Origin of the sequence: Kurthia massiliensis, from assembly GCF_000285555.1 — a bacterium.
GTDB classification, from domain to species: Bacteria; Bacillota; Bacilli; order Bacillales_A; family Planococcaceae; genus Kurthia; species Kurthia massiliensis.
Genome location: NZ_HE610997.1, coordinates 314,860 through 340,642, shown reverse-complemented (window position 1 = coordinate 340,642; position 25,783 = coordinate 314,860). Strand labels below are relative to the sequence as shown.

At 39.1% G+C, this 25,783-nt stretch carries 30 protein-coding genes and 2 riboswitches; of the genes, 26 read left to right on the top strand and 4 right to left on the bottom strand.

Going from position 1 to position 25,783, the window contains the following annotated elements:
* Nucleotides 1–191 precede the first annotated feature (191 nt).
* The 5 genes from KMHG_RS06040 to pstB all read left to right on the top strand — a co-directional run bounded on the left by KMHG_RS06040 (nucleotide 192) and on the right by pstB (nucleotide 6,128).
* Nucleotides 192–2,339 (top strand): peptidoglycan D,D-transpeptidase FtsI family protein, encoded by a 2,148-nt coding sequence (locus tag KMHG_RS06040; RefSeq protein ID WP_010287916.1) that lies wholly within the window; start codon nucleotides 192–194, stop codon nucleotides 2,337–2,339.
* 160 nt (nucleotides 2,340–2,499) lie between these two features.
* Entirely contained in the window at nucleotides 2,500–3,456 is a 957-nt protein-coding gene (locus KMHG_RS06035; RefSeq protein WP_010287914.1) for a PstS family phosphate ABC transporter substrate-binding protein, read from the top strand.
* 22 nt (nucleotides 3,457–3,478) lie between these two features.
* Entirely contained in the window at nucleotides 3,479–4,426 is a 948-nt protein-coding gene (gene pstC, locus KMHG_RS06030; RefSeq protein WP_010287913.1) for a phosphate ABC transporter permease subunit PstC, read from the top strand.
* Nucleotides 4,423–5,301: a phosphate ABC transporter permease PstA gene (gene pstA / locus KMHG_RS06025; protein WP_010287912.1), complete on the top strand. Its 879-nt coding sequence runs from the start codon at nucleotides 4,423–4,425 to the stop codon at nucleotides 5,299–5,301. The genes pstC and pstA overlap by 4 nt, the downstream gene beginning before the upstream one ends.
* 50 nt (nucleotides 5,302–5,351) lie before the next feature.
* On the top strand, nucleotides 5,352–6,128 hold the full coding sequence (gene pstB / locus KMHG_RS06020; RefSeq protein WP_390618815.1) for a phosphate ABC transporter ATP-binding protein PstB: 777 nt from the start codon (nucleotides 5,352–5,354) through the stop codon (nucleotides 6,126–6,128).
* Nucleotides 6,129–6,167: 39 nt separating this feature from the next.
* Here pstB and KMHG_RS06015 read toward each other — a convergent pair whose 3' ends face one another.
* Both KMHG_RS06015 and KMHG_RS06010 read right to left on the bottom strand, forming a co-directional pair.
* Nucleotides 6,168–6,656, bottom strand: coding sequence for an MltG/YceG/YrrL family protein (locus KMHG_RS06015; RefSeq protein WP_010287910.1), 489 nt, complete (start codon nucleotides 6,654–6,656; stop codon nucleotides 6,168–6,170).
* A 2-nt stretch (nucleotides 6,657–6,658) separates the two neighbouring features.
* On the bottom strand, nucleotides 6,659–7,009 hold the full coding sequence (locus tag KMHG_RS06010; protein ID WP_010287909.1) for a hypothetical protein: 351 nt from the start codon (nucleotides 7,007–7,009) through the stop codon (nucleotides 6,659–6,661).
* 189 nt (nucleotides 7,010–7,198) lie between these two features.
* On the opposite strand from KMHG_RS06010, the gene rpmG reads away from it, so the two are divergent.
* The 5 genes from rpmG to KMHG_RS05985 all read left to right on the top strand — a co-directional run bounded on the left by rpmG (nucleotide 7,199) and on the right by KMHG_RS05985 (nucleotide 11,075).
* On the top strand, nucleotides 7,199–7,348 hold the full coding sequence (gene rpmG / locus KMHG_RS06005) for a 50S ribosomal protein L33 (protein ID WP_010287907.1): 150 nt from the start codon (nucleotides 7,199–7,201) through the stop codon (nucleotides 7,346–7,348).
* A 60-nt stretch (nucleotides 7,349–7,408) separates the two neighbouring features.
* Nucleotides 7,409–7,999, top strand: a complete 591-nt coding sequence (locus tag KMHG_RS06000) for a 5-formyltetrahydrofolate cyclo-ligase (RefSeq protein ID WP_010287900.1) — start codon at nucleotides 7,409–7,411, stop codon at nucleotides 7,997–7,999.
* The gene (locus tag KMHG_RS05995; protein ID WP_010287897.1) at nucleotides 7,992–8,231 is read left to right on the top strand and encodes a YqgQ family protein; all 240 of its coding nucleotides are present in this window, start codon (nucleotides 7,992–7,994) and stop codon (nucleotides 8,229–8,231) included. Before KMHG_RS06000 ends, KMHG_RS05995 begins: the two co-directional genes overlap by 8 nt.
* Before the next feature lie 205 nt (nucleotides 8,232–8,436).
* Complete coding sequence (locus KMHG_RS05990; protein WP_010287888.1) at nucleotides 8,437–10,365, top strand: LTA synthase family protein; 1,929 nt, start codon at nucleotides 8,437–8,439, stop codon at nucleotides 10,363–10,365.
* Between the two features lie 71 nt (nucleotides 10,366–10,436).
* Nucleotides 10,437–11,075, top strand: coding sequence for an MBL fold metallo-hydrolase (locus KMHG_RS05985; RefSeq protein WP_010287884.1), 639 nt, complete (start codon nucleotides 10,437–10,439; stop codon nucleotides 11,073–11,075).
* Nucleotides 11,076–11,403: 328 nt separating this feature from the next.
* On the opposite strand, the gene KMHG_RS05980 is transcribed toward KMHG_RS05985, so the two are convergent.
* The gene (locus KMHG_RS05980) at nucleotides 11,404–12,099 is read right to left on the bottom strand and encodes a helix-turn-helix transcriptional regulator (protein WP_010287882.1); all 696 of its coding nucleotides are present in this window, start codon (nucleotides 12,097–12,099) and stop codon (nucleotides 11,404–11,406) included.
* 236 nt (nucleotides 12,100–12,335) lie between these two features.
* Here KMHG_RS05980 and comGA point away from each other — a divergent pair, with 236 nt between their 5' ends.
* The 13 genes from comGA to KMHG_RS05915 all read left to right on the top strand — a co-directional run bounded on the left by comGA (nucleotide 12,336) and on the right by KMHG_RS05915 (nucleotide 23,376).
* Nucleotides 12,336–13,373, top strand: a complete 1,038-nt coding sequence (gene comGA / locus KMHG_RS05975) for a competence type IV pilus ATPase ComGA (protein ID WP_010287881.1) — start codon at nucleotides 12,336–12,338, stop codon at nucleotides 13,371–13,373.
* On the top strand, nucleotides 13,315–14,385 hold the full coding sequence (gene comGB / locus KMHG_RS05970) for a competence type IV pilus assembly protein ComGB (protein ID WP_238984672.1): 1,071 nt from the start codon (nucleotides 13,315–13,317) through the stop codon (nucleotides 14,383–14,385). The genes comGA and comGB overlap by 59 nt, the downstream gene beginning before the upstream one ends.
* Before the next feature lie 15 nt (nucleotides 14,386–14,400).
* Nucleotides 14,401–14,709 (top strand): competence type IV pilus major pilin ComGC, encoded by a 309-nt coding sequence (gene comGC, locus KMHG_RS05965; protein ID WP_010287879.1) that lies wholly within the window; start codon nucleotides 14,401–14,403, stop codon nucleotides 14,707–14,709.
* On the top strand, nucleotides 14,696–15,151 hold the full coding sequence (comGD, locus tag KMHG_RS05960) for a competence type IV pilus minor pilin ComGD (RefSeq protein ID WP_010287878.1): 456 nt from the start codon (nucleotides 14,696–14,698) through the stop codon (nucleotides 15,149–15,151). The genes comGC and comGD overlap by 14 nt, the downstream gene beginning before the upstream one ends.
* 38 nt (nucleotides 15,152–15,189) lie before the next feature.
* Nucleotides 15,190–15,456, top strand: a complete 267-nt coding sequence (locus tag KMHG_RS05955) for a hypothetical protein (RefSeq protein ID WP_026022014.1) — start codon at nucleotides 15,190–15,192, stop codon at nucleotides 15,454–15,456.
* Complete coding sequence (locus KMHG_RS05950) at nucleotides 15,443–15,880, top strand: competence type IV pilus minor pilin ComGF (RefSeq protein WP_010287876.1); 438 nt, start codon at nucleotides 15,443–15,445, stop codon at nucleotides 15,878–15,880. Before KMHG_RS05955 ends, KMHG_RS05950 begins: the two co-directional genes overlap by 14 nt.
* A gap of 16 nt (nucleotides 15,881–15,896) precedes the next feature.
* Nucleotides 15,897–16,076 carry a hypothetical protein gene (locus KMHG_RS05945; RefSeq protein WP_026022013.1) on the top strand — a complete coding sequence of 60 codons (180 nt, stop codon included), beginning with the start codon at nucleotides 15,897–15,899 and terminating at the stop codon, nucleotides 16,074–16,076.
* A 136-nt stretch (nucleotides 16,077–16,212) separates the two neighbouring features.
* A complete protein-coding gene (locus tag KMHG_RS05940; RefSeq protein WP_010287875.1) occupies nucleotides 16,213–16,725 on the top strand; it encodes a shikimate kinase in 513 nt (170 codons plus the stop codon).
* A gap of 127 nt (nucleotides 16,726–16,852) precedes the next feature.
* Nucleotides 16,853–16,945, top strand: a riboswitch (glycine riboswitch).
* Between the two features lie 3 nt (nucleotides 16,946–16,948).
* Nucleotides 16,949–17,027, top strand: a riboswitch (glycine riboswitch).
* 61 nt (nucleotides 17,028–17,088) lie between these two features.
* Nucleotides 17,089–18,180 carry a glycine cleavage system aminomethyltransferase GcvT gene (gcvT, locus tag KMHG_RS05935; protein WP_010287873.1) on the top strand — a complete coding sequence of 364 codons (1,092 nt, stop codon included), beginning with the start codon at nucleotides 17,089–17,091 and terminating at the stop codon, nucleotides 18,178–18,180.
* Between the two features lie 27 nt (nucleotides 18,181–18,207).
* Entirely contained in the window at nucleotides 18,208–19,575 is a 1,368-nt protein-coding gene (gcvPA, locus tag KMHG_RS05930) for an aminomethyl-transferring glycine dehydrogenase subunit GcvPA (RefSeq protein ID WP_010287872.1), read from the top strand.
* Nucleotides 19,568–21,031, top strand: coding sequence for an aminomethyl-transferring glycine dehydrogenase subunit GcvPB (gcvPB, locus tag KMHG_RS05925; RefSeq protein ID WP_010287871.1), 1,464 nt, complete (start codon nucleotides 19,568–19,570; stop codon nucleotides 21,029–21,031). Before gcvPA ends, gcvPB begins: the two co-directional genes overlap by 8 nt.
* A gap of 159 nt (nucleotides 21,032–21,190) precedes the next feature.
* A complete protein-coding gene (locus tag KMHG_RS05920; protein ID WP_010287870.1) occupies nucleotides 21,191–21,940 on the top strand; it encodes a hypothetical protein in 750 nt (249 codons plus the stop codon).
* Complete coding sequence (locus KMHG_RS05915) at nucleotides 21,937–23,376, top strand: phytoene desaturase family protein (RefSeq protein WP_010287869.1); 1,440 nt, start codon at nucleotides 21,937–21,939, stop codon at nucleotides 23,374–23,376. Before KMHG_RS05920 ends, KMHG_RS05915 begins: the two co-directional genes overlap by 4 nt.
* Nucleotides 23,377–23,418: 42 nt before the next feature.
* On the opposite strand, the gene KMHG_RS05910 is transcribed toward KMHG_RS05915, so the two are convergent.
* Nucleotides 23,419–23,805 carry a rhodanese-like domain-containing protein gene (locus KMHG_RS05910; protein WP_010287868.1) on the bottom strand — a complete coding sequence of 129 codons (387 nt, stop codon included), beginning with the start codon at nucleotides 23,803–23,805 and terminating at the stop codon, nucleotides 23,419–23,421.
* A 107-nt stretch (nucleotides 23,806–23,912) separates the two neighbouring features.
* Between KMHG_RS05910 and KMHG_RS05905 the strand changes: the two genes are divergently transcribed.
* The 3 genes from KMHG_RS05905 to KMHG_RS05895 are packed head-to-tail and all read left to right on the top strand — an operon-like array spanning nucleotide 23,913 to nucleotide 25,754.
* A complete protein-coding gene (locus KMHG_RS05905; protein WP_010287867.1) occupies nucleotides 23,913–24,746 on the top strand; it encodes a lipoate--protein ligase family protein in 834 nt (277 codons plus the stop codon).
* A gap of 42 nt (nucleotides 24,747–24,788) precedes the next feature.
* Nucleotides 24,789–25,364: an HAD-IA family hydrolase gene (locus KMHG_RS05900; RefSeq protein ID WP_010287865.1), complete on the top strand. Its 576-nt coding sequence runs from the start codon at nucleotides 24,789–24,791 to the stop codon at nucleotides 25,362–25,364.
* 45 nt (nucleotides 25,365–25,409) lie between these two features.
* A complete protein-coding gene (locus KMHG_RS05895; protein WP_010287860.1) occupies nucleotides 25,410–25,754 on the top strand; it encodes a hypothetical protein in 345 nt (114 codons plus the stop codon).
* Nucleotides 25,755–25,783: the final 29 nt, after the last annotated feature.

Sequence of the window (25,783 nt, the reverse complement as noted above, 5' to 3'; positions counted from 1 at the left end):
TGTAAAAAGTGGCCGAAACGGCACGTTTAAATATTGTAGGATAAATGGAACAAATCATATGTGTTTCGCGTCATGAATATGCGTGCTTTTTTAATGGACGAAAAAATGCATGAACCATCTAACTCTCTATGTTTTTTAGGGTGAAAAATGATATACTACTTATTGTGAATTGAGCAGGAGGGGGGAATTTGATGCGACGGAAACAAAAAGCTAAAAAAACGCGCGCAGCGAATCCGAAAGCTAAGCTTCGTGCTAGTCTTTCATTTCGAATGAATGTTCTTTTCTTCTCGATTTTCGTACTATTTTCTGTGTTAATTTTACGACTTGGTTACATGCAGATCGTAAAAGGTGAGGAATACGTTAAAGAATTGCAAAAAACAGAGGAAGTAACGGTCAATACAAGTGTACCGCGCGGACGTATTTACGACCGTAACGGTAAAGTACTTGTCGATAACGAGGCGAAAAATGCCATTACGTATACAAAGTATGCGACAACGACACAAAATGAAATGTTAGAAACAGCAACGAAGTTATCGAAATTAATTAAAATCGATACATCTAAATTGACTGAACGAGATAAGCAAGACTATTGGATTAAGCTACATCCGGATGAAGCAGCTAAAAAAGTTAGCAAAGAAGAGCAAAAGGCGATTCAAGCTAAAGGTGGCGAAACATCTGAGATTCAACGTAAGATTGACGATTTAACACGTGATCGTATCACGAAAAAAGAATTAAAATCTTTCACAAAATCTGAATTAAAGGTACTAGCAATTTATAGCAAAATGCGTGCAGGTTATAATTTATCACCACAAATTATTAAAAGTAATGACGTGAGCGATAAAGAGTTTGCGATTGTATCAGAACGCTTAAACGAATTACCAGGCGTAAGCACAACGACTGACTGGGCGCGTAAGAAAAAATCAGATTTAGCGATTTTAGGTAGAACGACGACACCTGAAGAAGGGATCCCAGCAGACAAATTACAGTACTATTTAGCGCGTGATTATTCACGTAATGACCGCGTCGGTAAAAGTTATTTAGAACAACAATATGAAGACTTACTACAAGGTCAAAAAGCGATTGTCAAAAGTGAAACGAACTCACAAGGACAAGTCGTTGATACGAAAACTGTCAGAGAAGGTAAAGCAGGGAAAGACCTTGTTATTACAATCGACAGTAAGTTACAAGAACAAAATGATAAAATTGTTGAAAAATACTTACTACAAACGAAAGCACAAGGAACAGCTGGTCTGCTAGATCGTGCCTTCCTTGTGATGATGGATCCACATACAGGTGAAATTTTATCGATGAGTGGTAAAAAATTAGAAGCAGATGAAAATGGGAAAACGCAAGTAGTAGATTACTCAATCGGTGCTTTCACGTCTTCTTATGAGTGGGGTTCTGCTATTAAACCAAGTACGCTGTTAACAGCGTACTCATATAACGCTATTAACCCTGGACAAATTATCGTCGATGCGCCAATGCGTCTCGGCGGTACAACAAAATCTTCTCTATTCAACAAGTCAGGTTCTGTAGCGATTAGTGACTTAACAGCACTTCAAAAATCATCAAACGTATACATGTTTAAAACAGCATTACAAGTTGCCGGTATTACTTACGGTAAACAAAACATTAATAGCGTCAGCGCAGCCGATTTCCAAAAAATGCGTAATGGGTATGCACGCTTCGGTTTAGGAGTCGAGACAGGTATCGATTTACCAGGTGAATTCACCGGTTTCAAAGGTACAGAATCATTACCAGGTAAATATCTCGATTTATCAATTGGTCAGTACGATACTTACACACCTCTACAGATGGCACAATACGTTTCAACTGTTGCCAATGGTGGGGACCGTATCGCACCACACTTATTAAAAGAAGTGCATGAGCCTTCTGAAGATGGGAAACGCTTAGGCAACTTAGACCAAGAAGTTGAGCCGAATGTATTGAATCATGTTAACAACTCACAATCTGAAATTGATCACGTAAAACAAGGTATGTGGCAAGTTTATAATACGAGTAGCGGTACAGCGAATTCGTTCTTCAGCGACGCGAAATATGAAGCTGCTGGTAAAACAGGTACAGCCGAAGTAATTTACTCAGGTCCTAAAAAAGAAAAATTAGGAACGTATACAATTACAGTATCTCACGTTGGTTTTGCACCGTATGACAATCCAGAAATTGCTTATGCGATTATCGTTCCTTGGATGTCAACAACAGCTAGCCATACGACGCCAAACAACTTGATGGCACGTGAAGCGGTAGATGGTTACTTCAAATTGAAGAAACAAGAAATGAAAAGTAAAAAACAAACGGTTGGTGAAAAAATCAAGCGTTAATCGTTTTACAGAGAGACTGTTCCTTTTGGAGCAGTCTTTTTTGTCTTTACGCACAATTTACAAACCCTTCATAGTTCCTTACAAAAATCATATAGTGCCCTTACAATCATTCTCTATAGTAAAAAGTGTAAACAAACGAAACGTTCAGAGGAGGATTTTAATGAAAAAGTGGCAGTACGTTATGGTGACATCGATGGCAACATCAGCATTATTATTAGGAGCATGTGGTGGTGAACAATCAAACAACAATTCATCTTCTGAAACATCATCAAATGCAGCAGAGCAACTGCAAGGAAGTATTTCAGGAGATGGATCATCGACAGTGGCACCAATCGTTGAAGGAATCGTTGAAGAATATGCGGCGACGCAACGCAACGTACAAGTCGCTGTTGGTGTATCAGGTACAGGTGGCGGCTTCGAAAAATTTATTAATGGGGAAATTGATTTTTCAAATGCTTCACGCCCAATCAAAGATGAGGAAGCGGCGAAATTAAAAGAAAAAGGAATCGATTATACGCAATTTGAAATTGCTTACGATGGTATTTCCATTGTCGTACATAAAGACAATGATTGGCTTCAAGATGTGACGACGAAAGAACTTGAGGAAATCTGGGTCGACAACGGTCAGAAGAAAAAATGGTCAGATATTCGAAAAGGGTGGCCAGATGAGTACATTAAATTTTATTCACCTGGCACTGATTCAGGGACGTACGATTACTTCGTCAATGATGTGTTAGAAGAACAGCAATTGGATAAATCAGCGACGCTATCAGAAGATGATAACGTACTCGTGAAAGGTGTAGAAGCAGATAAATATGCAATTGGCTACTTCGGATTCGCTTATTATGAAGCAAATAAAGAACGTTTGAAAGCGGTGAAAGTCAATGGTGTAGAACCGACGCACGATACGATCCAATCAGGTGACTATACGCCACTCTCACGTCCACTATATATGTATGCGAATAACGAATCGTTAAAAGAACCAGCAATGTATGACTTTATGCAATATACGTTAGAACATGCAGGGGATTTAGCGGAAAGTGTTGGTTATGTACGCTCACCAGAGGGTGTTTATGAAGAGGATATGAAAAAACTAGAAGCTTTCAAGCCTGAATAGACAAAGCAGAAGGAGAGAAGTTATGGTTTCACAAAAGCCATCTACGCCATTGAATGTGCAGCAACTAATTGCGCAACAGCAAAAAAAACGTCGTTTGCGTCGACTTGAAAAAGGTGTTCCAGCCTTATTGTTTATCGCTGCACTTATATCGGTGTTAACGACAATTGGTATTATCGGCACACTCATTTTTGAAACGATTGAATTTTTCAGTCGTGTCAGCATTGTCGAGTATGTGACGGCACGTGAATGGCTCCCATTTGCAGGAGAACCGGTCTATGGTATTTTGCCACTCGTCGTCGGTACGTTGAAAGTGACTGCTATTGCGCTTGTTGTCGCATTACCACTCGGATTAGCAGTTGCGCTATATTTGAGTGAATTTGCGAGCGACCGCGTGCGAACAATTGTGAAGCCAGTGTTAGAAGTACTGGCGGGCATTCCGACAATCGTTTACGGCTTTTTCGCTTTAACGTTCGTCACACCGTTATTGCAACAAATCGTGCCGCAAATTCAAATTTTCAACGCCATTAGTCCAGGTATTATGATTGGCATCATGATTTTACCGACGATTGCTTCATTGTCAGAAGATGCACTTTCTAGCGTTCCTAAATCATTGCGGGAAGGGGCATTTGGATTAGGAGCAACGAAGTTAGAAGTAGCAATGAAAGTTGTACTACCAGCGGCGCTATCAGGCGTCGTCGCCTCTGTCGTATTAGCGATTTCACGTGCGATCGGTGAAACGATGATCGTATCGCTAGCAGGTGGCTCGACACCATTACTAAACTTCGATGTCGCCCAATCGATTCAAACGATGACAGCTTATATTGTGCAAGTATCAACCGGAGATGCAGGGTATGGCACGACGATCTATTATTCAATATATGCAGTTGGGTTTACATTGTTCCTCTTTACGTTTGGTATGAACATCTTAGCCCGTTGGATTTCAAAGCGATTTAGGGAGGCATATGAATGACGTATATACATGAAAAAGCAATCGCGTTGCAAACGAAAAAGCGACGTTTTCGCAATACGTTCTTTCAAGTTTTATTTACGAGTGCGACGATTTTATCGCTCATCATTTTAGTCGTATTACTGTATCGAATGGTGACACAAGGATCAGGCTATTTATCGCTCGACTTTTTACAACAATTTTCATCGCGGTTCCCAGAAAAAGCCGGCGTTTATGCAGGCCTTATCGGCTCGATTGCGATGCTTGCTATCGTCGCACCTGTCGCAGTATCATTCGGTGTCGGTGCAGCAATTTATTTAGAAGAATATGCGAAGAAAAATCGCGTCACATCTTTTATCCAAATGAACATTTCTAATTTAGCAGGTGTACCGTCGATTGTCTTCGGATTGCTCGGTTTAACGATTTTCGTTCGTATGCTTGGCATGGGGAAAAGTGTACTCGCTGCCGCATTAACGATGAGTTTGCTTATTTTACCGGTCATTATCGTTGCAGCGCAAGAAGCGATTCGTTCGGTACCTACGAGCTTACGTGAGGCGAGTTACGGTATGGGTGCAACGAAATGGCAAACGATTTATAAAGTCGTATTACCAGCTGCTTTACCAGGTATTTTAACAGGAAGTATTTTAGGACTGTCTCGCGCAATTGGAGAAACAGCACCACTCGTTGTGATTGGCATACCGGTCATTATTCAATTTTTGCCAGACGGTATTTTTAGTGAATTCACGGCGTTACCGATGCTCATTTTTGATTGGGCGAAGCGACCACAAGAAGAGTTTCAATACGTCGCAGCAGCAGGCATTCTCGTTCTGATGACATTACTCATTTTGATGAACAGCATTGCCGTTTGGATTCGACATAAATTCCAGCATCGCTACTAAGGAGGATATATATGGTTCAAGCAATTGCACAACAGCGTACAACTGAGCAGATGAAAGTCGTATCGGTAGCAGAACGATACGTATATGAGACGAAGCAATTTAATTTATGGTATGGGGATAAGCATGCATTAAAAGACATACATTTGAACATTCCACAGCATGAAGTAACGGCAATTATTGGACCGTCTGGATGTGGGAAATCAACATATTTAAAAGCATTGAATCGTATGGTCGAGCTCGTCCCAGACGTTCGAATGACAGGAGATATTTTATATCGCGATGAACATATATTGGCGAAACATTACCCGGTAGAAATGTTGCGAACGAAAGTTGGGATGGTATTCCAAAAACCGAATCCATTTCCGAAATCTATTTTTGATAATGTCGCTTATGGACCGCGTACACACGGTATTAAAAACAAAAAAATATTACAAGAAATTGTCGAACAGTCGCTACGACGTGCAGCCATTTGGGATGAAGTAAAAGACCGTCTACATGATAATGCGTACAGTTTATCTGGGGGACAACAACAACGTCTTTGCATTGCGAGATGTTTAGCGATTGAACCAGACGTTATTTTAATGGATGAACCGACATCAGCGCTTGATCCTATTTCGACATTAAAAGTAGAAGAGTTGATTCAACAATTAAAACAATCTTATACGATTGTCATCGTCACACATAATATGCAACAAGCAGCACGTATTTCAGATCAAACAGCCTTCTTCTTAAATGGTGAAGTTGTGGAGTTTGACCGGACGACACGCATGTTTTCAAATCCGAAAGATCAGCGGACGAAAGATTACATTAATGGACGTTTTGGGTAATAAAAAAGACGAAATCCTCTACGGGTTCCGTCTTTTTTGCTATTTGGCAATGACGTTTAAAATGTCATCATAACTCATGCCTTTTTTAATGTGAAATGTGCCATTTTGAAGATTTGTTGCTTTATGCTTCGCAATAATATGCTTTTCAAAATCACGTGCATTTGCAATAATTCCTGCTTGTTGCAACTGTGTTGTAATTTCTGTCGAGCCCATCGCAGATGTAATGTTTAAATCATAATCCTTTGCGGCGATATTGCCAGGCTGGTTCTTTTCATGAGAAGCCGTATCGGCTGTTTCTTTTTTTGACGATGCCGTTTTCTCTTTTTGTGTCGATAGCTGTTTTTCTAAGCGTGCGACTTCATCTGTCAATGCCGCATTGCTTTTTTCTAATTTATGAATTGTTGTTTCGTAAGTTGTTTTTGCTTTTTCATCTTGCTGTACAGCAGAACGGTTATCTACTTGTTGATAAATGGTAAAAGCAGCACCTGCAAGAAAAATGCCGATGCCGAATGCGCGTAGCGATTCCATATCTATTTGCCCCTTTGAATAATTTGTTCAATTTGTGCAGGAGATAGCGATGAACGTTCGGCAATTTGTGCGACGTTATATCCTTGGCTATGTAGTGCAAGTACTTGGCTAATTAAAATTTGATGCACACCTTGCATAGACATCGTTTTTGTCGCATTTGCTGGCACAGCTGGCCCTTCAAGCATTAATTCTTCTTCCACTACTTTTAGTCGACGTTTAATTTGTGATGTTTCTTTGTACAATGTGACTGAAAGCTCTTCTAGTTCGCGATCAGCTGTTTTCGAACGACCGATAAAAAACGACAGAATGACGATAATCACACCGACAATCATGATGATAATGGAAAAATCCACGAATCATTCACCTCAATTTGTAAAGTTATAGCGCCAATATAACGGATTCCTCGTTAAATTTGCGAATTGTCTACATTGTAACATAAAAAAAACGAAATACTTGTAGATTTTTATGCTAAATATGATATAATGGGCTAGTCGTATAAATCATGCTCACTAAAAATAAATATGAGTGGGAGGGATAACACAATGCGCGTTAATATTACATTAGCTTGCACAGAATGTGGCGAACGTAACTACATTTCTAAGAAAAACAAACGTAACAATCCAGAACGTTTAGAATTAAAAAAATATTGCTCTCGTGATAACAAAATGACACTTCACCGTGAAACAAAGTAATCACGCTTCTTGCCAGCCTCGCTTCGAGACTGGCTTTTTCTATATAAAGGGGGACTTTTAATGGAGAAAAAAGCTTTACGTAAACAGATGCAACAGCAATTACAACAACTACCTATACATACATACGAGACGTGGAGTGCAAATATTCAAACGCGTCTCTTAACATTGTCTTCTATAGAACAAGCAAATGTCATTGGCTTAACGATTTCAGCATTTCCAGAAGTTGAAACACGCCGATTGATTGAACAGCTTTGGCAGCTCGGAAAACAAGTCGCCGTTCCACGCTGTAAGCCAAAAACCCATGAGATGGACTTTTACATATTTACGAGCTTCGAACAGCTTGAAACGGTTTATATGTCGCTTTTAGAGCCTGTTCCGTCACAAACGGTGCGCGTTGATGCTTTCGAGATAGATGTGATGATTGTGCCAGGCATCATTTTTGATCAAAGCGGGTATAGAATAGGGTATGGCGGCGGCTATTATGACCGCTACTTACCAACGTTTAAAGGTGAGACCATTGCGTTGTGCTTTTCAATGCAGATGGTTGCAAAAGTACCAAAAGATTCGTATGATTATCCTATAGATCGCATTGTGACAGAGAAATCTATTATTTCCTGTGCACATATTCGAAAGGAAGAACAACATGGCTAAACGCGTAACAGATGTTGGACAAATCGAAAATTTGATGGATATCCAACAATATTTAAAACGTTTCGGAACATTTATTTATACGAAAAATCGCATCGGTGATTTGCATATGATGGCAGAAGAAGTTCGTACGTTATATGAAGCAGGCATTTTAGATATTCGCGAATATCAAAAGGCACGTCATATTTTACGTTCAGAAGAAATTCGTCTACAAAAAGAAGGCTACAGTAAATAAGGTTGCCTGACACAAGATTTCATGAAGATGCGCACATGCCGCATCTTTTTGAATTTGTCGACAAAGGCGCCTTTTTCTTCCGATTTTATGTAAGTTTCCTTCATTTTTACATAAATCGGGAATAGTTGCATCTTTTGAAAAATCATATTACGATAATGATTGTTTGAAAATGTAAAACAACTGTGTGGAAAGTGAGGATGTTTGGATGAAAAATTGGAATTGGCCAAAACATTCGATTTTATTAGTAGCGGTTGTGGCGACATGGTTACAAACGTATTTGACGTACCAAACAAGTTTTGATTTAGATATTGAAAACTTTTTACAGCAAATTATTTTGTTTTTAAATCCATTAGCATTTTTACTATTTTTTTATGGGTTTTCACTATTTTTCAAAACGTCGAAAGGTAGCAATCGTTATATTGTAGCAACTAAAGTGATACTGTCGATCGTTTTATATGGCAATGTGTTATTTTATCGCTTTTATAGCGATTTTATTACAATTCCTGTCTTGTTCCAAACGAATAATTTCGGTGACTTAGGTAACTCGGTGACGACATTAATTAATTGGACAGACATTTGGTACTTCTTTGATTTAATCGTGATTTTAATCGCCATTAAATACGTACCGAAAGCATCGCAACAATTTAATATGACAAAAAGTATGCGTAAAACGTATTTTGCATTGTCATTTGCGATTTTATTTTTAAACTGGGGCTTAGCAGAAGTAGCTCGTCCACAATTATTAACGCGTAGTTTCGATCGCGAAGTACTCGTGAAAAATTTAGGCACATATAATTACCATCTATATGACGTATATGTGCAGTCGAAATCGAATGCGCAACGTGCGTTAGCAGATGGTACTGAAGTAACGGACGTTTCAAATTATGCAAAAGCACGTCAAACGAAAAATGATGAATTATTCGGTTTAGCAAAAGGTCGCAATGTCATTATTATTTCGGTTGAATCAACACAAAACTTTGTCATCAATCGTCAAGTAAACGGTCAAGATATTACGCCATTTTTAAATGAATTGACGAAAGATAAAGACACGTTATACTTTAATAACTTCTATCATCAAACCGGTTTAGGAAAGACGTCTGATGCAGAATTTATCGTTGAAAACTCATTGTATGGCACGAACCGTGGCGCTGTATTCTTTACGAATGCCAGTAACAAGTTCCAATCAATGGCGAAACGTTTCAATGAAGCAGGTTATTCAACAAATGTTTTCCATGCGAATACAAAATCATTTTGGAATCGCGACATAATGTATCAATCACTCGGTATTCAAAATTTTTATGACGTCGAATCATACGAAGTGAATGATGATAACTCTGTGAATTGGGGCTTAAAAGATATTCCGTTTTTGGAGCAGTCAGCAGACTTAATGACGCATGTAAAACAACCATTTTATGCGCGTATGTTAACGTTATCGAACCATTTCCCGTTCGTATCAGACAAAGAGGACCAATTGATTGATGCATATGATTCAGGTGATCAAACGGTCGACCAATATTTCCAAACAGTTCGTTATACCGACGAAGCGTTAAAAGTATTTTTTAAGTCACTTAAAGAAAAAGGATTGTATGATAATTCAATGATCATTATGTATGGCGATCATTATGGGATTTCTGAAAATCATAATAAAGCGATGGCGAAATACTTAGAGAAAGATGAGATTACGCCATTTGATAGTGCACAATTACAACAAGTGCCATTCTTCATTCATATTCCACATTCTGATGTGAAACAAAAAGTCGCTGCTTCTACAGGTGCAGATACGACGAGTGAAGTATCTGGCGAATTAGATATCCGTCCGACAGTGCTACATTTAGTCGGTATGGATACGAAAAATGATATTCAAATCGGCACAGATTTATTATCGAAAGACCACGATGATTTCATCGTTTTCCGCGATGGTCGATTCATTACGAAAGACTTCGTTTATGCGGCAGAGACATGTTATGACCGCAAAACAGGAGAAGAATTAGACGTAGATGAAGATGTGGATGATGGTCAAAATGCGTGTACGCCATTAAAAGACGATGCCCAAGAAAAATTAAGCATGTCTGATAAAGTGATCAACGGCGATTTACTCCGCTTTTACGACTATCATACAGGAAAAGTAAAATAGTACGAAAAGAACTTCCAAATGAGTGGAAGTTCTTTTTTTGTGTCGGTATAATGAGCGAGAGGTGAGAGAGTATGTATAATATTAGAAGTTATGTTGTAGGATTAGCACAGGAAAATTGTTATATTATCGCAAACAAACAAAAAGATGCGTTAATTATCGATCCAGGTGACCAAGGAAGTATGCTCATTAAGGAAATTCGTAAACAAGGATTGAAGCCATTAGCTATTTTATTGACGCATACACATTTTGATCATATCGGTGCAGTTGATGAAGTACGTGATGCTTTTCAAATTCCGGTGTACGTGCATAAAAAAGAACAATCATGGTTACAAAAACCTGCATTGAATGGGTCAGGGAAATACCGTGAAATCCCAGACATGATTGTACGCGAAGCGGATGAAATATTGTCAGAAGATGGTTTACTAACAATCGGTGACTTTACGATGGATGTCCGTCATACACCAGGTCATTCGCCGGGAAGTATTTCATTTGTTTTTGAATCAGAAGGGTTTGCTATCGTTGGAGATACGTTGTTCCAAGGTAGTATTGGTCGTACCGATTTAATAGACGGCAATATGAAAGTATTATTGCAATCGATTGATGAGCAATTATTATCATTAGATGAAGATACGATTATTTACCCGGGACATGGTGCGCCGACAACGGTTGGAGAAGAAATGGTGAACAATCCGTTTTTAAATGGATTTTAGTAAACGAATAAGAGGCTGGTACAAAACAGGTTATTTTCCTTTTTTAGCGTTCGTAACAAAAAACCGGAATCGCGCTGTGGCGCGGTTCCGGTTTTTCTTATACTCATTTGAGATCGTGTTTTTGCATAAAAAAAAGAGGCGATGGATGCCTCTTCAACTTGGAAGATATGTGCAAATATCTTCATCTAGGGGATGTTTTCTCACCATATTAAATGGGAGGGATAAAGTTAAGCTACGAGATATATTATAGAACCCTATTAACACTATGTCAATAGTGTTAATACATTTTAAATAAAGAAGGTGTCCCTTGCGGAGCACACTTCTTTATTTAAACACTCACTTGATATGAACAAAATTTACAGTCATGGACCATGCTTTCTACTTGTTTGAATTCTGTAACGTCAAACAATGCTTCGAATTGGCCTTTTAAGTATGCTTCGTGTAAATCACAAATAAAACTACTATGTTTCGCAATACCATTGTGGAATGGACAGTTATACACGGTAAATTTCATTATTTTGCCTTCTGGTGTGTCACGAATAATTGGGATATATCCAATTAAAGCTGCTGTCTCTGTAATTAGATCGACTTTATGTTCGAGTGGTAAATGAACCATTTGTAAACGACGTGCACGTAAAATATTTTGAATAGATTCTAATCCTTTTTTATGGCAAATTTTCTTGCCGACTTCAATTGCTTCTTCGCCGCATGCTTCTAAAATATCCAGTAACCATTCCATAAGTTGACTGTCATCACGATAAGGAAATGACAATGAAACACCATCTTCTGTCGCGCGGTAAAGTCGACCGGGACGGCCACCTTTGCCAGTCTTTTCGAATTCAGCGTGCAATACACCAATGTCAGTTAATTTTTTCAAATGTAGGCGTGCAACATTCGGATGTATGCTGAAAACGTCTGCAATTTCTTGTACAGAAAAAGCTTCTTTATTTTTGATGATATGTTGATAAATTGAATATCTCGTTTCATCTGCGAGTGTGCTAGTGATTTTTAACGGATCGACCATATTAAATGCACCTCCATCATTGATATCTTCATTATAGAACAAACTACCCAAATAGCTATAATAAATTGAAAATCGTCACAAAAATACTATACCTTTCAAAAAAACATGTGGTAATAGGTAGATTTCTAACGGAAAAAGTGCATATGTGAGCGGATTTTCAAATATGTTTACTTGCCTATCTTTTAGATACAGCTGTTTTTATACTGAGATGTAACTTCAACTAAAGGAGGAATTGCATGGAAGAACAATCAATTGCTTTACAAGTAGAGACATTATTAAAAGAAGCGAAAGCTTTTGAAGCAAGTGATATTTTATTTTCCCCGAGTGATACGTCATATGATATTCAATTTCGGAAATTTCAGCGCCTGTTCCCCGTTATGCAGTTGTCATTCGACGTAGCTGACCGGTACATTAGCTATTTGAAATTTCAAGCAGATTTAGATATAGGAGATCAACGCAAACCGCAAAGTGGTGCTTTCACGATGGCGCAAAATGCGTTTGCCTGCCGCATTTCAACGTTACCATCAGCGTTCGGTCGAGAAAGTTTAATCGTCCGAATGATGTATCATCATGAATCAAAGCCATTAGAATCCCTTGCTTTTCATACGCATATGACGCCGATATTACAGGCGATGACGACGTTACGGCAAGGGCTTGTTTTAATGACAGGGGCTACTGGGAGTGGGAAATCGACGACGTTATATGCGCTCGTACAACAATGCGCCATGAAGGAACAAAAACAAGTCATTTCACTTGAAGATCCTGTTGAACATCCGCAGCGCCATTTGTTGCAAGTGCAAGTGAACGAGCGCGCAGGTGTGACGTATGAAGTCGGATTAAAGGCGATTTTAAGACATTCTCCAGACGTCATTATGATTGGGGAAATACGTGACAGTGCGACCGCAAAAATTGCAGTAGAAGCGGCATTAACGGGACACCTCGTCTTTAGTACGATTCATGCGAAAGATTCAGTCGGATGTATTTATCGCTTGCTTGACTTAGGCATTTCACGACAAGATTTACGCCAAACATTAGAAGCAATCGTTGCGCAACGGCTCGTCGGTGTGAAGAAAGATGACTATATCGCTATTCAAGCATTGTTTGAAATTTTACAGCCCGAGCAAATTGCTGCTATTTTATGTGACCCAACACAGTCGTACACACTCCCCGTAGAACAGACTTTGCAATATCAATATGACAAAGGAGTGCAAAGTGGTGTTATTATCGATCCAGCAAGTGTACAACGATCTCCACGAGAAGTGGCAATGTCATAGACGATTGAAGCATAAAGGTGATTTTTTAAAAAAGTTAAGCGTGTTATTACAAGAAGGTTATACGTTTTACGAGTCGATTCATATGCTAGCGCCGTACCATATCGTCGATGAAGAGGAAGGACTTGCATTCGTGGCTCAGCATTTGAATGAAGGACATACGATGACGCGTACGTTAGCTTATTTTGGCATTCCAGCGCGCCATTTAATGATGCTTCAACTTGCGGAACAGCGTGGCCAATTCGAACGAGCATTAGAAACCGTTGCACAACATATGATGCAACAGCAAAAAAATAAACAGACGATGTTTAAGTTGTTGGCGTATCCAGTGACGTTGTTCGTACTACTCATTTGTTTACTCATCGGCTTTCGTCAGTTTTTTCTGCCGCAAATGTCTGCCATGTTTTATACGACAACGACAACTTCTACAATCGAATTAACGATTTCAACGATTTTATTGCACTTGCCAGATATATTACTAGCAACGCTATTCATCGTCATCAGTGCCATTATCATTACGATTTCAATCGTCCTTCAGCGTCAAGTCTCTAGCCAAATGCAGCTCATCTATAAAATATATCCGATTCGTCGTCTCGTACAGCTCATGTTGACGAAACAATTGGCCGCATCGCTCGGTACATTACTCGCGAGTGGGTTGTCGTTACAAGATGCATTGACGATGTTAACGAAACAAACATATCAGCGCTACATTCAATATGTGGCACAGCAATTACGAATGCGCGTAAGCAGTGGTTTTTTGCTGTCTGCAGCGATCCAACAATTACCTTATTTCCAACATGATTTTTACAGTTGTGCACTGCACGGAGAACAAGGTGGCAATTTAGGACGAGAATTAATGATGTATAGTGAACTGTTAGCCGAAAAAGAACAAACTTTTATGAATAGAGCATTACAAGTCATTCAACCGATCTTCTTTAGTTTTATCGCCATTTGTATTTTAGGTGCGTATTTAGCGATATTGCTTCCGATGTATGACATGCTCGATCACGTATAAGAAAGGTGGAACATGATGAAAAGTGAAAAAGGTTTTACATTAATTGAAATGTTAATCGTGTTATTTATTATTACAGTGCTGATTTTAATTGCGATTCCAAACGTTACGAAACACTTTTCGACTGTAGACAATAAAGGATGCGATGCTTATATCAAAATGGCACAAGGACAAGTAGAAGCGTATCGGATTGATAAAGGCGAATATCCGACATCGATTAGTGCGTTAGAAACGGAAGGTTATTTGAAAAATGGCTCCGCTGAAAAAAGTTGTAAAGGAAAAAAACTAGAATTACAGTCAGGAGTTATTACGCTTGCGGGCAAATAAAGGATTTACGTTTATCGAAATGTTAATCGTACTCACAATCGCTTTAATCATCGTAACGGTCACATCACAATATGGTCATCAAAAATGGACACAGTTAGAAGCGACATTATACTTAGAACAAATATTAAAAGATATTCAATACGTCCAAAGCGAGGCAAAAAAGACGGAGACGTATACGGAAATACAATTTGAACAATTAGACAATCGCTGGCAGTACAACATTGTGACGCGCGTTGCAAACAAAGCGAACGTCATAAAAACGCGTCAATTACCTGTTCAAATTCAAGTTGTAACAAGTGATAGTACGACAAATTTTTTTCGATATACCGATACAGGACGACCTAGTTTATCAGGACATATGACATTTCGTACAGCACATCATACGTATCGTTTAACCGTTTATTTAGGAGAGGGGATTGCGAAATTAGAAAAAGAATCATAAATGAAAGAGGGACCTCTTTTGTCGAAGCGATGTTTAGTATGCTCGTCATAGTGCTTATTTTTGGGACGATTGTGCCGATGTTTACGACATTGCTGTTTTCAAAAACAGCTATCGAAAAAGATTATCACGCGTATCGCGTAGCGGATTATGTGTTGACGAAACGACTCATTACGAAAGAAACTTCATCTGGAGCACTGACATACGATGGAGAGACGTACAACTGGCGTGGTAATCAACAACAGCTCTGTGTGAGCTATCAACTGTTTAATACGAAGAAGGATGTATGTTTCCGTGCACAAAAATAAAGGATATACATTAGTAGATGCATTGTTACAGCTGACGATTTTAATGTTATGTATGACATTGTTTGTATCGTTTTATCCGATGCTTTATCGCATGCAAGCGTATATCGTACCTGAAACGCTAGAATGGGAACGGTTTGTGAAACTGCTAACAGAAGAATTAGCCCCATATGAAATAATCGAAGCAACGAATGAAAAAACGATTGGCTATCGTCATGTTGAATGGGACCAGCAATACGTTTCACTACGGAAAAATAATATTTCGTTAACAGGAACTGCTTCAAAACGTCGAAATATCGTTATTTTAACGAAAGTGAAACGTTGGCATTACGACATAAAGGAGGACGAATTGTATATTGAAGTACAGTTTGAACGTACAGGTACGACCCATTCTGCGTCGATTCCATTGCCGAATTATGCGCAATGAACGAGGAACGTTGTTTATGTTTAGCCTTATTTTACTGATGATGATGTCGCTCTATATTACGATTTATATGCAATCGTTTGAAACGTATATAAAAACGCTTGATAACTATCGCGTTATCGAGCGACAAGAAATTGAGCAACGAATGACAGAAGAAGCACCGGATGAAATAAATGAGGACGTGGAAGAACAACGATGACAAGCACTATAAATTTTGTTTGATTTTACGTTGAACTTCGAGAATATCGTTGGAATCCGATTACTTTCATGCTACTATAAATAAAAAAGTGTTGAGTAGCAACGTTGTTGTTTGTCGTCATTAAGAAGGTGAAAAGGTGCGTAAAATTTATTTAGTCGGTTTTATGGGCTCGGGAAAAAGTGCAATCGGTAGAAGGCTTAGCTATTATTTAAAGCTACCTTATTACGACATGGATACAGAAATCGTGCGTCGAGAGAATAAAACCATCCCAGAAATTTTTGCTGACGATGGTGAAGAAGCTTTCCGCAACATTGAAACGGATTTTTTGGAAAATTTCCGCGATGAATTTTGCATCATTGCCACAGGCGGCGGTGCAGCGATGAATCCTGCAAATCGAAAAATTATGCGTGAAACAGGTTTAGTTTTATTTTTAGATGCCACGTTCCCAGATATTTGGAGACGTATTCATAAAGATAAAAATCGCCCGATCGTGCAGCGTTCCACAAAGCAAGAATTAGAAGATTTGTACCATGAACGCAGAAAATACTATAAGCAATGCGCACATATCTCAGTTCGAACAGAAGGACGATCATTAAGACAAATTGTAGAATATTGTGGCTTCCAAGTGAATCGTTTAAAAGGCGAATAAAATTTGCTTTCAAACGAAAAATGTTCGTTTTTAAAATATTTTAACGAATTATATTGCAACATAGATAGGTCAATGTTAGGATATAGACAAGAAATCCTGTTAAAAGACATAATCTATATGGAAGCGGATGAAGGTATGGGGAGAGAACACTTCAATGTGTCGCCGAAGGAGCAAGTAGCTAAGCTATGAATCTCTCAGGCAAAAAGACTCGTACTGGACGCAACTCTGGAGAGCGCTACTTCGGGTAGCCACCCAAGATGACAGCCAAATATTTGGTTAAACTTTCAGGTGCATGGACAGAGAAATCCTTTTTTATAAAGGGATTTCTCTGTTCTTTTTTTTCGACAATAAGGAGGGGTTAATGTGTCAACATTAAAACGTACCCCATTATTCGATTCATACGCTAAATTTGGCGGAAAGACAATCGATTTTGGTGGTTGGGAATTACCAGTACAGTTCAGCTCGATTAAAGAGGAGCATGCAGCAGTGCGTGGGTCTGCTGGTTTATTCGATGTATCACATATGGGAGAAGTATTCGTAGAAGGTTCAGGGGCATTACAATACTTACAAAAACTCGTGACGAACGATGTATCAAAAGTTGCGATTGATCAAACACAATATACGACGATGTGCTATGAAGATGGCGGCGTTGTCGATGATTTATTAATTTATCGCTTAGCGGAAGAAAAATATTTACTCGTTGTAAATGCTGCAAACATTGAAAAAGATGTTGCGTGGATGGAATCTCAAGCATTCGGTGATGTTGTTATCACAAATGATTCAGAAAATTTTGGACAATTGGCGATTCAAGGCCCAAAAGCTATTGAAGCACTGCAACAATTAACGGACTTTACATTAACGGATGTGAAACCATTCCGATTAGCACAAAACGTTGATATTGCAGGCTATACGACATTAATCTCGCGTACGGGTTATACAGGCGAAGATGGTTTTGAAATTTATGCCACACCAGATACAGTCGTAGCACTTTGGGATAAAATTTTAGCATCAGGTGAAGTTGTTCCGTGTGGTTTAGGGGCACGTGACACGTTACGCTTTGAAGCATGCTTACCGCTTTATGGTCAAGAGTTGTCAAAAGATATTACGCCACTTGAAGCAGGGATTAACTTTGTCGTGAAATTAAATAAAGACGTTGATTTCAATGGGAAACCGACGTTACAAGCACAAAAAGAACAAGGCGTACCACGTAAATCAATCGGGATTGAAATGATTGATAAAGGTGTACCACGTCACGGTTATAAAGTGTTTAAAGGCGAAGAAGAAATTGGCGAAGTAACAACGGGTACACAATTACCTGGTTCAAAACGAAATGTCGGCTTAGCTTTAATAAAGTCAGAATATGCTGAATTAGGTGAGGAATTAGAAGTGGCTATTCGTAACCGTCGTTTGAAAGTGAAAACAGTCGAAACACCGTTTTATAAACGTCAAAAATAAATTTTACTAAAAGAGAGGTTTTTTCCAATGAAGCATCGGTACTTACCAATGACTGAGCAAGACCAAAAAGACATGTTAGAGACGATTGGCGTTTCAACAGTCGATGAATTATTTGCAGATATTCCAGAGCGCGTACGCTTCCAAGGGGAATATAATATTAAACCAGCAAAGTCAGAATCAGCATTGCTTAAAGAACTGGCACGCTTAGCAAAGAAAAATGCCAACAGCGATGAATATGCATCATTTTTAGGAGCAGGCGTTTATGATCACTACAAACCTGTTATTGTCGATCACGTCATCTCACGTTCAGAATTTTACACAGCGTATACACCTTATCAGCCTGAAATTTCTCAAGGTGAACTACAGGCAATTTTCGAGTTCCAAACGATGATTGCTGAACTGACAGGTATGGATTTAGCGAACTCATCTATGTACGATGGTGGCACAGCATTAGCAGAAGCAGGTATGCTTGCTGCAGGCGCTACACGTAAAACGAAAATTTTAGTGTCAGAAGCAGTACATCCAATTGCGAAAGATGTCGTGAAAACATATGCGTATGGTCAATCAATCGACGTCGTTGAAGTACCAGCAAAAGACGGTGTAACTGATTTAGCAGCGCTTGAAACCCAAATTGACGACAATACGGCCGCAGTAATGGTGCAATATCCGAACTTCTACGGTCAACTAGAAGACGTTACAAAAGTGTCTGAATTAGTGCACGCAGTAAAAGGTTTATCAATTGTTTCTGCAAATCCATTATCACTTGCAGTACTAACACCTCCAGGTAAAATGGGCGCGGATATTACAGTCGGTGATGCACAACCGTTCGGTATTCCTGAAGGCTTCGGTGGCCCACACTGTGGTTATTTTGCAACGACAAAAAAATTAATGCGTAAAGTACCAGGTCGTCTTGTCGGTGAAACGATCGATGAAGAAGGTCGTCGTGGTTACGTATTAACATTACAAGCACGTGAACAACATATTCGTCGTGAAAAAGCGACATCAAATATTTGTTCAAACCAAGCGCTAAATGCATTAGCAGCATCTGTTGCGATGACAGCACTTGGGAAACAAGGTATCCGCGAAATGGCGACACAAAACATTGCGAAAACATATTATGCGAAACAACAGTTTGAAGCGGCTGGCTTTACCGTTTCATTCGATGGTGCACACTTCAACGAAATCGTTGTTGATGTGAAAACCGACGTCACAGCGTTAAATAAAACATTGTTAAATGACGGATTTATCGGTGGCTTTGACTTAGGTCGTGTCGATGAAAAGTTACAAAACAATGCGCTAATTTGTGTAACAGAGCAACGTACGAAAGAAGAAATCGATGCGTTCGTTCAAGCAATTGCTGCTCAAGTAGCAGAAACGGAGGCCCAAAATGCATAAAGATAATCAACCACTCGTATTTGAACTATCACATGAAGGACGCATCGGACATAGCTTACCAGCGTTAGATGTGCCAGAAATCGACTTATCAGCTGTTTTACCAGAAGGCTTTATCCGTGAAGAAGCAGCAGAACTACCTGAGTTATCAGAACTTGATATTATGCGTCACTATACAGCACTTTCTCGTCGTAACCACGGTGTAGATTCAGGCTTCTATCCACTTGGTTCTTGTACGATGAAATATAATCCGAAAATGAACGAAACGGCAGCACGTATTGCAGGATTCGCAAACATTCACCCATTGCAAGATGAAGAAACAGTGCAAGGTGCATTAGAATTAATGTATGATCTTCAAGAACACTTAATCGAAATTACAGGTATGGATGAAGTTACGTTACAACCAGCAGCAGGTGCACACGGTGAATGGACAGCATTAATGATGATTCGCGCGTTCCACGAAGCAAATGGCGACGTACAACGTACGAAAGTGTTAGTGCCTGACTCAGCGCACGGTACGAACCCAGCTTCTGCAACGGTTGCAGGATTCGATACGATTACCGTTGCTTCTGATGAACATGGTCTCGTTGATTTAGAAGATTTACGTGCAAAAGTTGGCGATGATACAGCCGCGTTAATGTTAACAAATCCGAACACACTCGGTTTATTCGAAGAACACATTTTAGAAATCGCTGAAATCGTTCACGGTGTTGGCGGTAAAGTGTATTATGACGGTGCGAATTTAAATGCTGTTATGTCAAAAGCACGCCCTGGTGATATGGGCTTTGACTGTGTTCACTTAAACTTACACAAAACATTTACAGGCCCTCACGGTGGTGGTGGTCCTGGTTCAGGTCCAGTTGGGGTGAAAGCTGATTTAATCCCATTTTTACCGAAACCAGTACTTGTGAAAACAGAAGAAGGCACATTCCACTTTGATTACGATCGTCCACAAACAATTGGTCGTGTAAAACCGTACTACGGCAACTTCGGTATTAACGTGCGTGCTTATACGTACATTCGTACGATGGGCCCAGCTGGCTTAAAAGCAGTAACAGAAAATGCCGTGATTAACGCGAACTACATGATGCGTCGTCTGCAACCATACTATGAATTACCGTACGACCGTCACTGTAAACATGAATTCGTTTTATCAGGTAGCCGTCAGAAAAAACTTGGCGTACGTACACTTGATATTGCAAAACGTCTGTTAGACTTTGGCTACCATCCACCGACAACTTACTTCCCATTAAATGTGGAAGAAGGGTTAATGATTGAGCCTACAGAAACAGAATCAAAAGAAACATTAGATGCTTTCTGTGATGCAATGATTCAAATTGCAAAAGAGGCAGAAGAAAATCCTGAAATCGTACAGGAAGCACCACATACGACAGTTATTAAACGTTTAGATGAAACTTTAGCTGCACGTAAGCCAGTGTTACGTTACCAAAAAGCGTAAAGTAATGATGTAGAAAGGGAATCGCGAGAAGCGGTTCCCTTTTTTGTAACAGTTGTAAGACAAATATAAGAAATATGTAACGAAATACAAAAATGTATCAACTATCGACAGTTTTTGGAGAAAAAAGGGTAAAGGATTTGAAAGAAGGAAGGTGGGCGCATGAAGGCAATCGCTGTTATTTATTATGTGATTTTAGCAGGATATATTGTTGATTTTATGATGCTTGTGACAGGGATGACAGCACTCGGTGAAGATTTAACGATTCCATTCACGTTGCTCACATTGATTGGGATTATTGCTAGTTGTTACTTAATTCAGTTATTTGGCGCTTGGTTCGGGATTGGCATCATTATCGGTATAATTGCCTTAGTTTTAGGAATTGATACGATATTACAATGGCTTATCGAAGAACCGTTGTTTAGTCATAATTTTTCATCTGACTTTTGGCTAACTAGTTTGTTGCATAAGACATCTGAAGTATCGATTTGGTTATTTATCGCGGCAGTTAGCTATGCGCTAGGGTTGACAAATTCTCGAACGCTACAACCGTTAATTGCTAGTTTTGTCGCTATTGTTTTCTACGTACTCGTCGTGCCGATTGTTTATGACACAGTAACATTTACAGAAAATAATGCAAAAGGTTTGTTGTATGAAAATGTGAAAGTCGTCACGTTCGTTTGGCTTATACTTGCCTTTGTCATTGACCTCATATTATTACAATTACAACACTTTCGTCGTGTTTATTACTCGAAAAGCTGTACGCGGCGAATGCTCATTTTATTTTACGGATTAATGGTACTCATTATTAGTATGTGCGCGATTTCAGGATTATGGTTAACGAGTATTGTGGCGACGATTTTAATCGTTGCAACGCTCACATTGTTGCTTGTGAAGGAGGATATAGCATGAAAGTTGCAATCATTGGAAGTAGTGTGAGCCATTTAGCTGCAGCTATTCGACTTGCGCACAACGGAGCAGAAGTATCGATTTATGAAAAGCGGGATTATATTGGCGGCAAACTACGGACATTGCAGTTACAAGGATATGATTTTGACATTGGACCAACGATGATTACGGCACCGGAAATCATTGAACAGTTTATGCAACAAGTCGATCGACAATTAAGCGATTATGTTACATTAAGACGTGTAAGGCATCATACACAAAATGTTTTTAGCGAGCAACAAACATTTTTCTTATCGAGTGATCAGCATTTTATGCGAAAACAATTAGCACGACTGGACCCAATTGGCCTGAATAATTACGATGATTTTTTAGCGGACATTACGCGTATGAAAGAAGCATTTGAAAAAATTACAAGTTTGAAACCACTTACTTCATGGCGCCAATTGCTCGTACCACCTGTAAGAAGTGCTTATTTAACGTTAAAGCCATTTGAGACGCTCAATCATTTCGTTCGCCGTTACTTTACGAATGAAATCGTCATTCAAACATTTAATCATTATGCTTCGTATAACGGCATTTCTCCGACAGAGGCACCTGCGCTCTATATTATTCAAGCATATGATGAGTTACTAGGCGGTGTTTATTATGTCGCTGGTGGGAATTTACGACTCGTGCGCGCATTACAACAAATCGCAAAAGAAGAAGGCGTCCGTTATTATACAGAAAAAGAAGTGACGAAAATTCATACGCATGATGGGAAAATCGAAGGTATTTGTTTGAATGAAGAATTGAGTTTAGAAGCAGATGTGGTCATGATGAGTGCGATGGATTATAAACAACAACCTTATTTAATAGAAGGAAGTGCAAATGAGCAAACGATGTTGCCACCTTTTATTGGTGCATGTGTGATGCTCGTCGCATTGCATACCCATTCGGAAGTATATCATCATCACATTATTCATTCAGCAAATGCAGAGCAAGAGTTTGAACAGCTGAAAAGCGGTAAATTACCAGATGATCCGACCGTTTATGTATACAATCCAGCTTTTCAAGAAGAAGAACGATTTATAAGAGGGGATGCCTTATTGATTTTTGCGAATATGCCACATACGACAGATGAAAGTATGGTGCAACAGATGAAAAGAAATGTTTATCATAAATTAAAAGCGGCAGGGATTGATATTGTACCTTATATTGCTGTAGAACATACGTGGACACCTGGAGAATTAGTCGATTTATTTGATGCCTATCGACATGAGGGACAAGTGAAAAAAATGACGCAATTTTTATTAAATCCAATGTTAAAAGCGAAGCCACTACAAAATCTATATTTTACGAGTATGCAAATGCATCCGACAGATAGCGTGACAAAATCAATTGCGAATGGCGATCGAGTCGCACAACAAATTATCGAAGAGTTAATGACAAAAAATCGATAAAAAGAGGCTATATGCAGCGCATATAACCTCTTTTTTGACGTATTATTTTTTTGTTGATTTTGTACGACCAGACCAGTTTTTGAAACCGCCTTCTAGTGCGTATAATTGTGTATAGCCTTTTTTCTTTAAGAATAAAGCTGTACGTGAGCTACGACCGCCATTTTCGCAGTATAAGTATACTGGTAAATCTGGACGTAGTTCTTTGTAACGATTACGTAGTTGTGTTGTCGGTAAGTTACGTGCGCCTAAAATGTGGCTGCCATCGAATTCACCTTTTTCACGAACGTCGATTAATTGCGCTTTACGGTAACCTGCTTTGAATTCTTCTTCAGAAAGCATTGTTACAGCTTTTTTTGAACGCATTGACGTAATAAGTGCTGATGCCACAACGACAACAACGATAATTAAAATAGTCCATAACCAAGTCAATGTAATGACCCCTTTCTACATACATTCTCTATTATAAAAGAATGGTTGGAGTTCGTCCACAGCGTTTGCTAAAATGAACATAGTTGATAATTTTGGGAGGAATGGACATGACAACAACGTGGAATTTTATTAATTCAGGGGCATGCAGTCCGAGTTACAATATGGCTTTAGACGAAGCATTGTTAAAATGGCACGGACAGGGGGAACTGCCACCAATCATTCGATTTTACGAATGGGCACCAGCGACGTTATCGATTGGCTATTTCCAACGAGCACATCGAGATATTAATTTTGATCAATTACATAAACTGAATTTAGGGTTTGTACGCCGTCCGACAGGTGGACGTGCGGTATTACATGAACATGAATTAACGTATAGTATTATCGTTTCAGAAGATTATCCAAATATGCCGAAAACGGTTACGGAAGCATATCGTGTGTTAAGCGAAGGATTATTAAAAGGTTTTCAAAATTTAGGGTTTGATGCATATTTTTCTGTGCCAGAAACGGCAGAAGAAAAAGAAGCATTACAAAAGCCGAAATCAGCCGTTTGTTTTGATGCACCATCTTGGTATGAACTTGTCGTTGAAGGACGTAAAGTGGCAGGGAGTGCACAAACGCGTCAAGCGGGCGTTATTTTACAACACGGTGCAATTTTAATTGATTTAGATCAAGAAAAATTGATTTCGGTCTTCAATTTTAAAGATGAAGCAGCAAAACAAAAAATGCGCGAACAATTACCGCATAAAGCGGTTGCGATTAATGATTTGAGTGATCGTCGTGTGACGGTAGACGAATGTGTCGACGCGTTCCAACAAGGATTTGAACAGGCGTTACAAATTGAACTTGTACCGTATACGTTAACAGCAGAACAAGAAGCATACGTTCAAGAATTAGCACGTACGAAATATGCGTCTGACGAATGGAATTTTAAAAAATAATGACAAGCGGCCCATTGTGGTCGCTTTTTTAAGAGGTGACTTATGAAGTTATTATGGGATTTTGATGGTACGTTATTTGATACGTATCCAGCTTATGTAGAAACGGTGTTACGTTTATTTCCACAGTTAGCACAGCAATTTTCATACGACGATATTTTACGTGAAATGAAAGTGTCATTTTCACATGGCTTCCGCTATTTAGGGTTAACGGCAGAACAAGAAGCAAACTATCGACGTGAAAATTTAGCATTGCCACCAGAACTACTACGACCATTTGATGGGGTAGAACGTGTACTAGCGCAAGCAGAGCTCAATGTCATTATGTCTCATAAAGAACATGCTGTTATTGATGCAGTGTTAAAAGCGCACGGCCTTACACAATATTTCACAGAAATTGTTACACCAGAAGACGGTTTCCCACGCAAGCCAGATGCAGCTAGTTATCGTTACTTGCATAATAAATATGCGTTAGATGCTGCGATAGGCGATCGAGCACTTGATTTGATTCCTGCGAAAGCGGTTGGCATGAAAACGATTATGTTCCAAGGAATGTGTGAGGTAGCAGATGTGTCACTGGATCATTACGAACATTTCGAAAAAGTTTGGAAAATGATATAAATTGTTTTCTTTTTCATGTTATGATTTTTTTGGAGGGGAAATGTTATGAACGCCAATAAATTAGCTTGTTTATTTTTATCTGCCTTTGCGATGCTTGCGATTTCGCTCATTGCACGTCTCGGCGGATTTGGGGATACAGTAGAAGATAACGGACAGTTCGTACTGTTTAGTTTATATATGCTTTACCCAGTCATTTTCTTATATCAAGGATTCGTTTGCGCATTAAAAGGCTATCCATGGTTACATGCTGTCATCATTTCATGTTTAGCTTATGTTGTCATGATTTTAATGCTTGGCTTAACGAATTATATGTATATCGTGTATTATTTAATCGCCTTTTTCATCGCTTATGCGTTAACGACGGTTATTCGAAAATCACGTGCCCATTAAAAAAATCGCCATCCATTTATGTGGAGGCG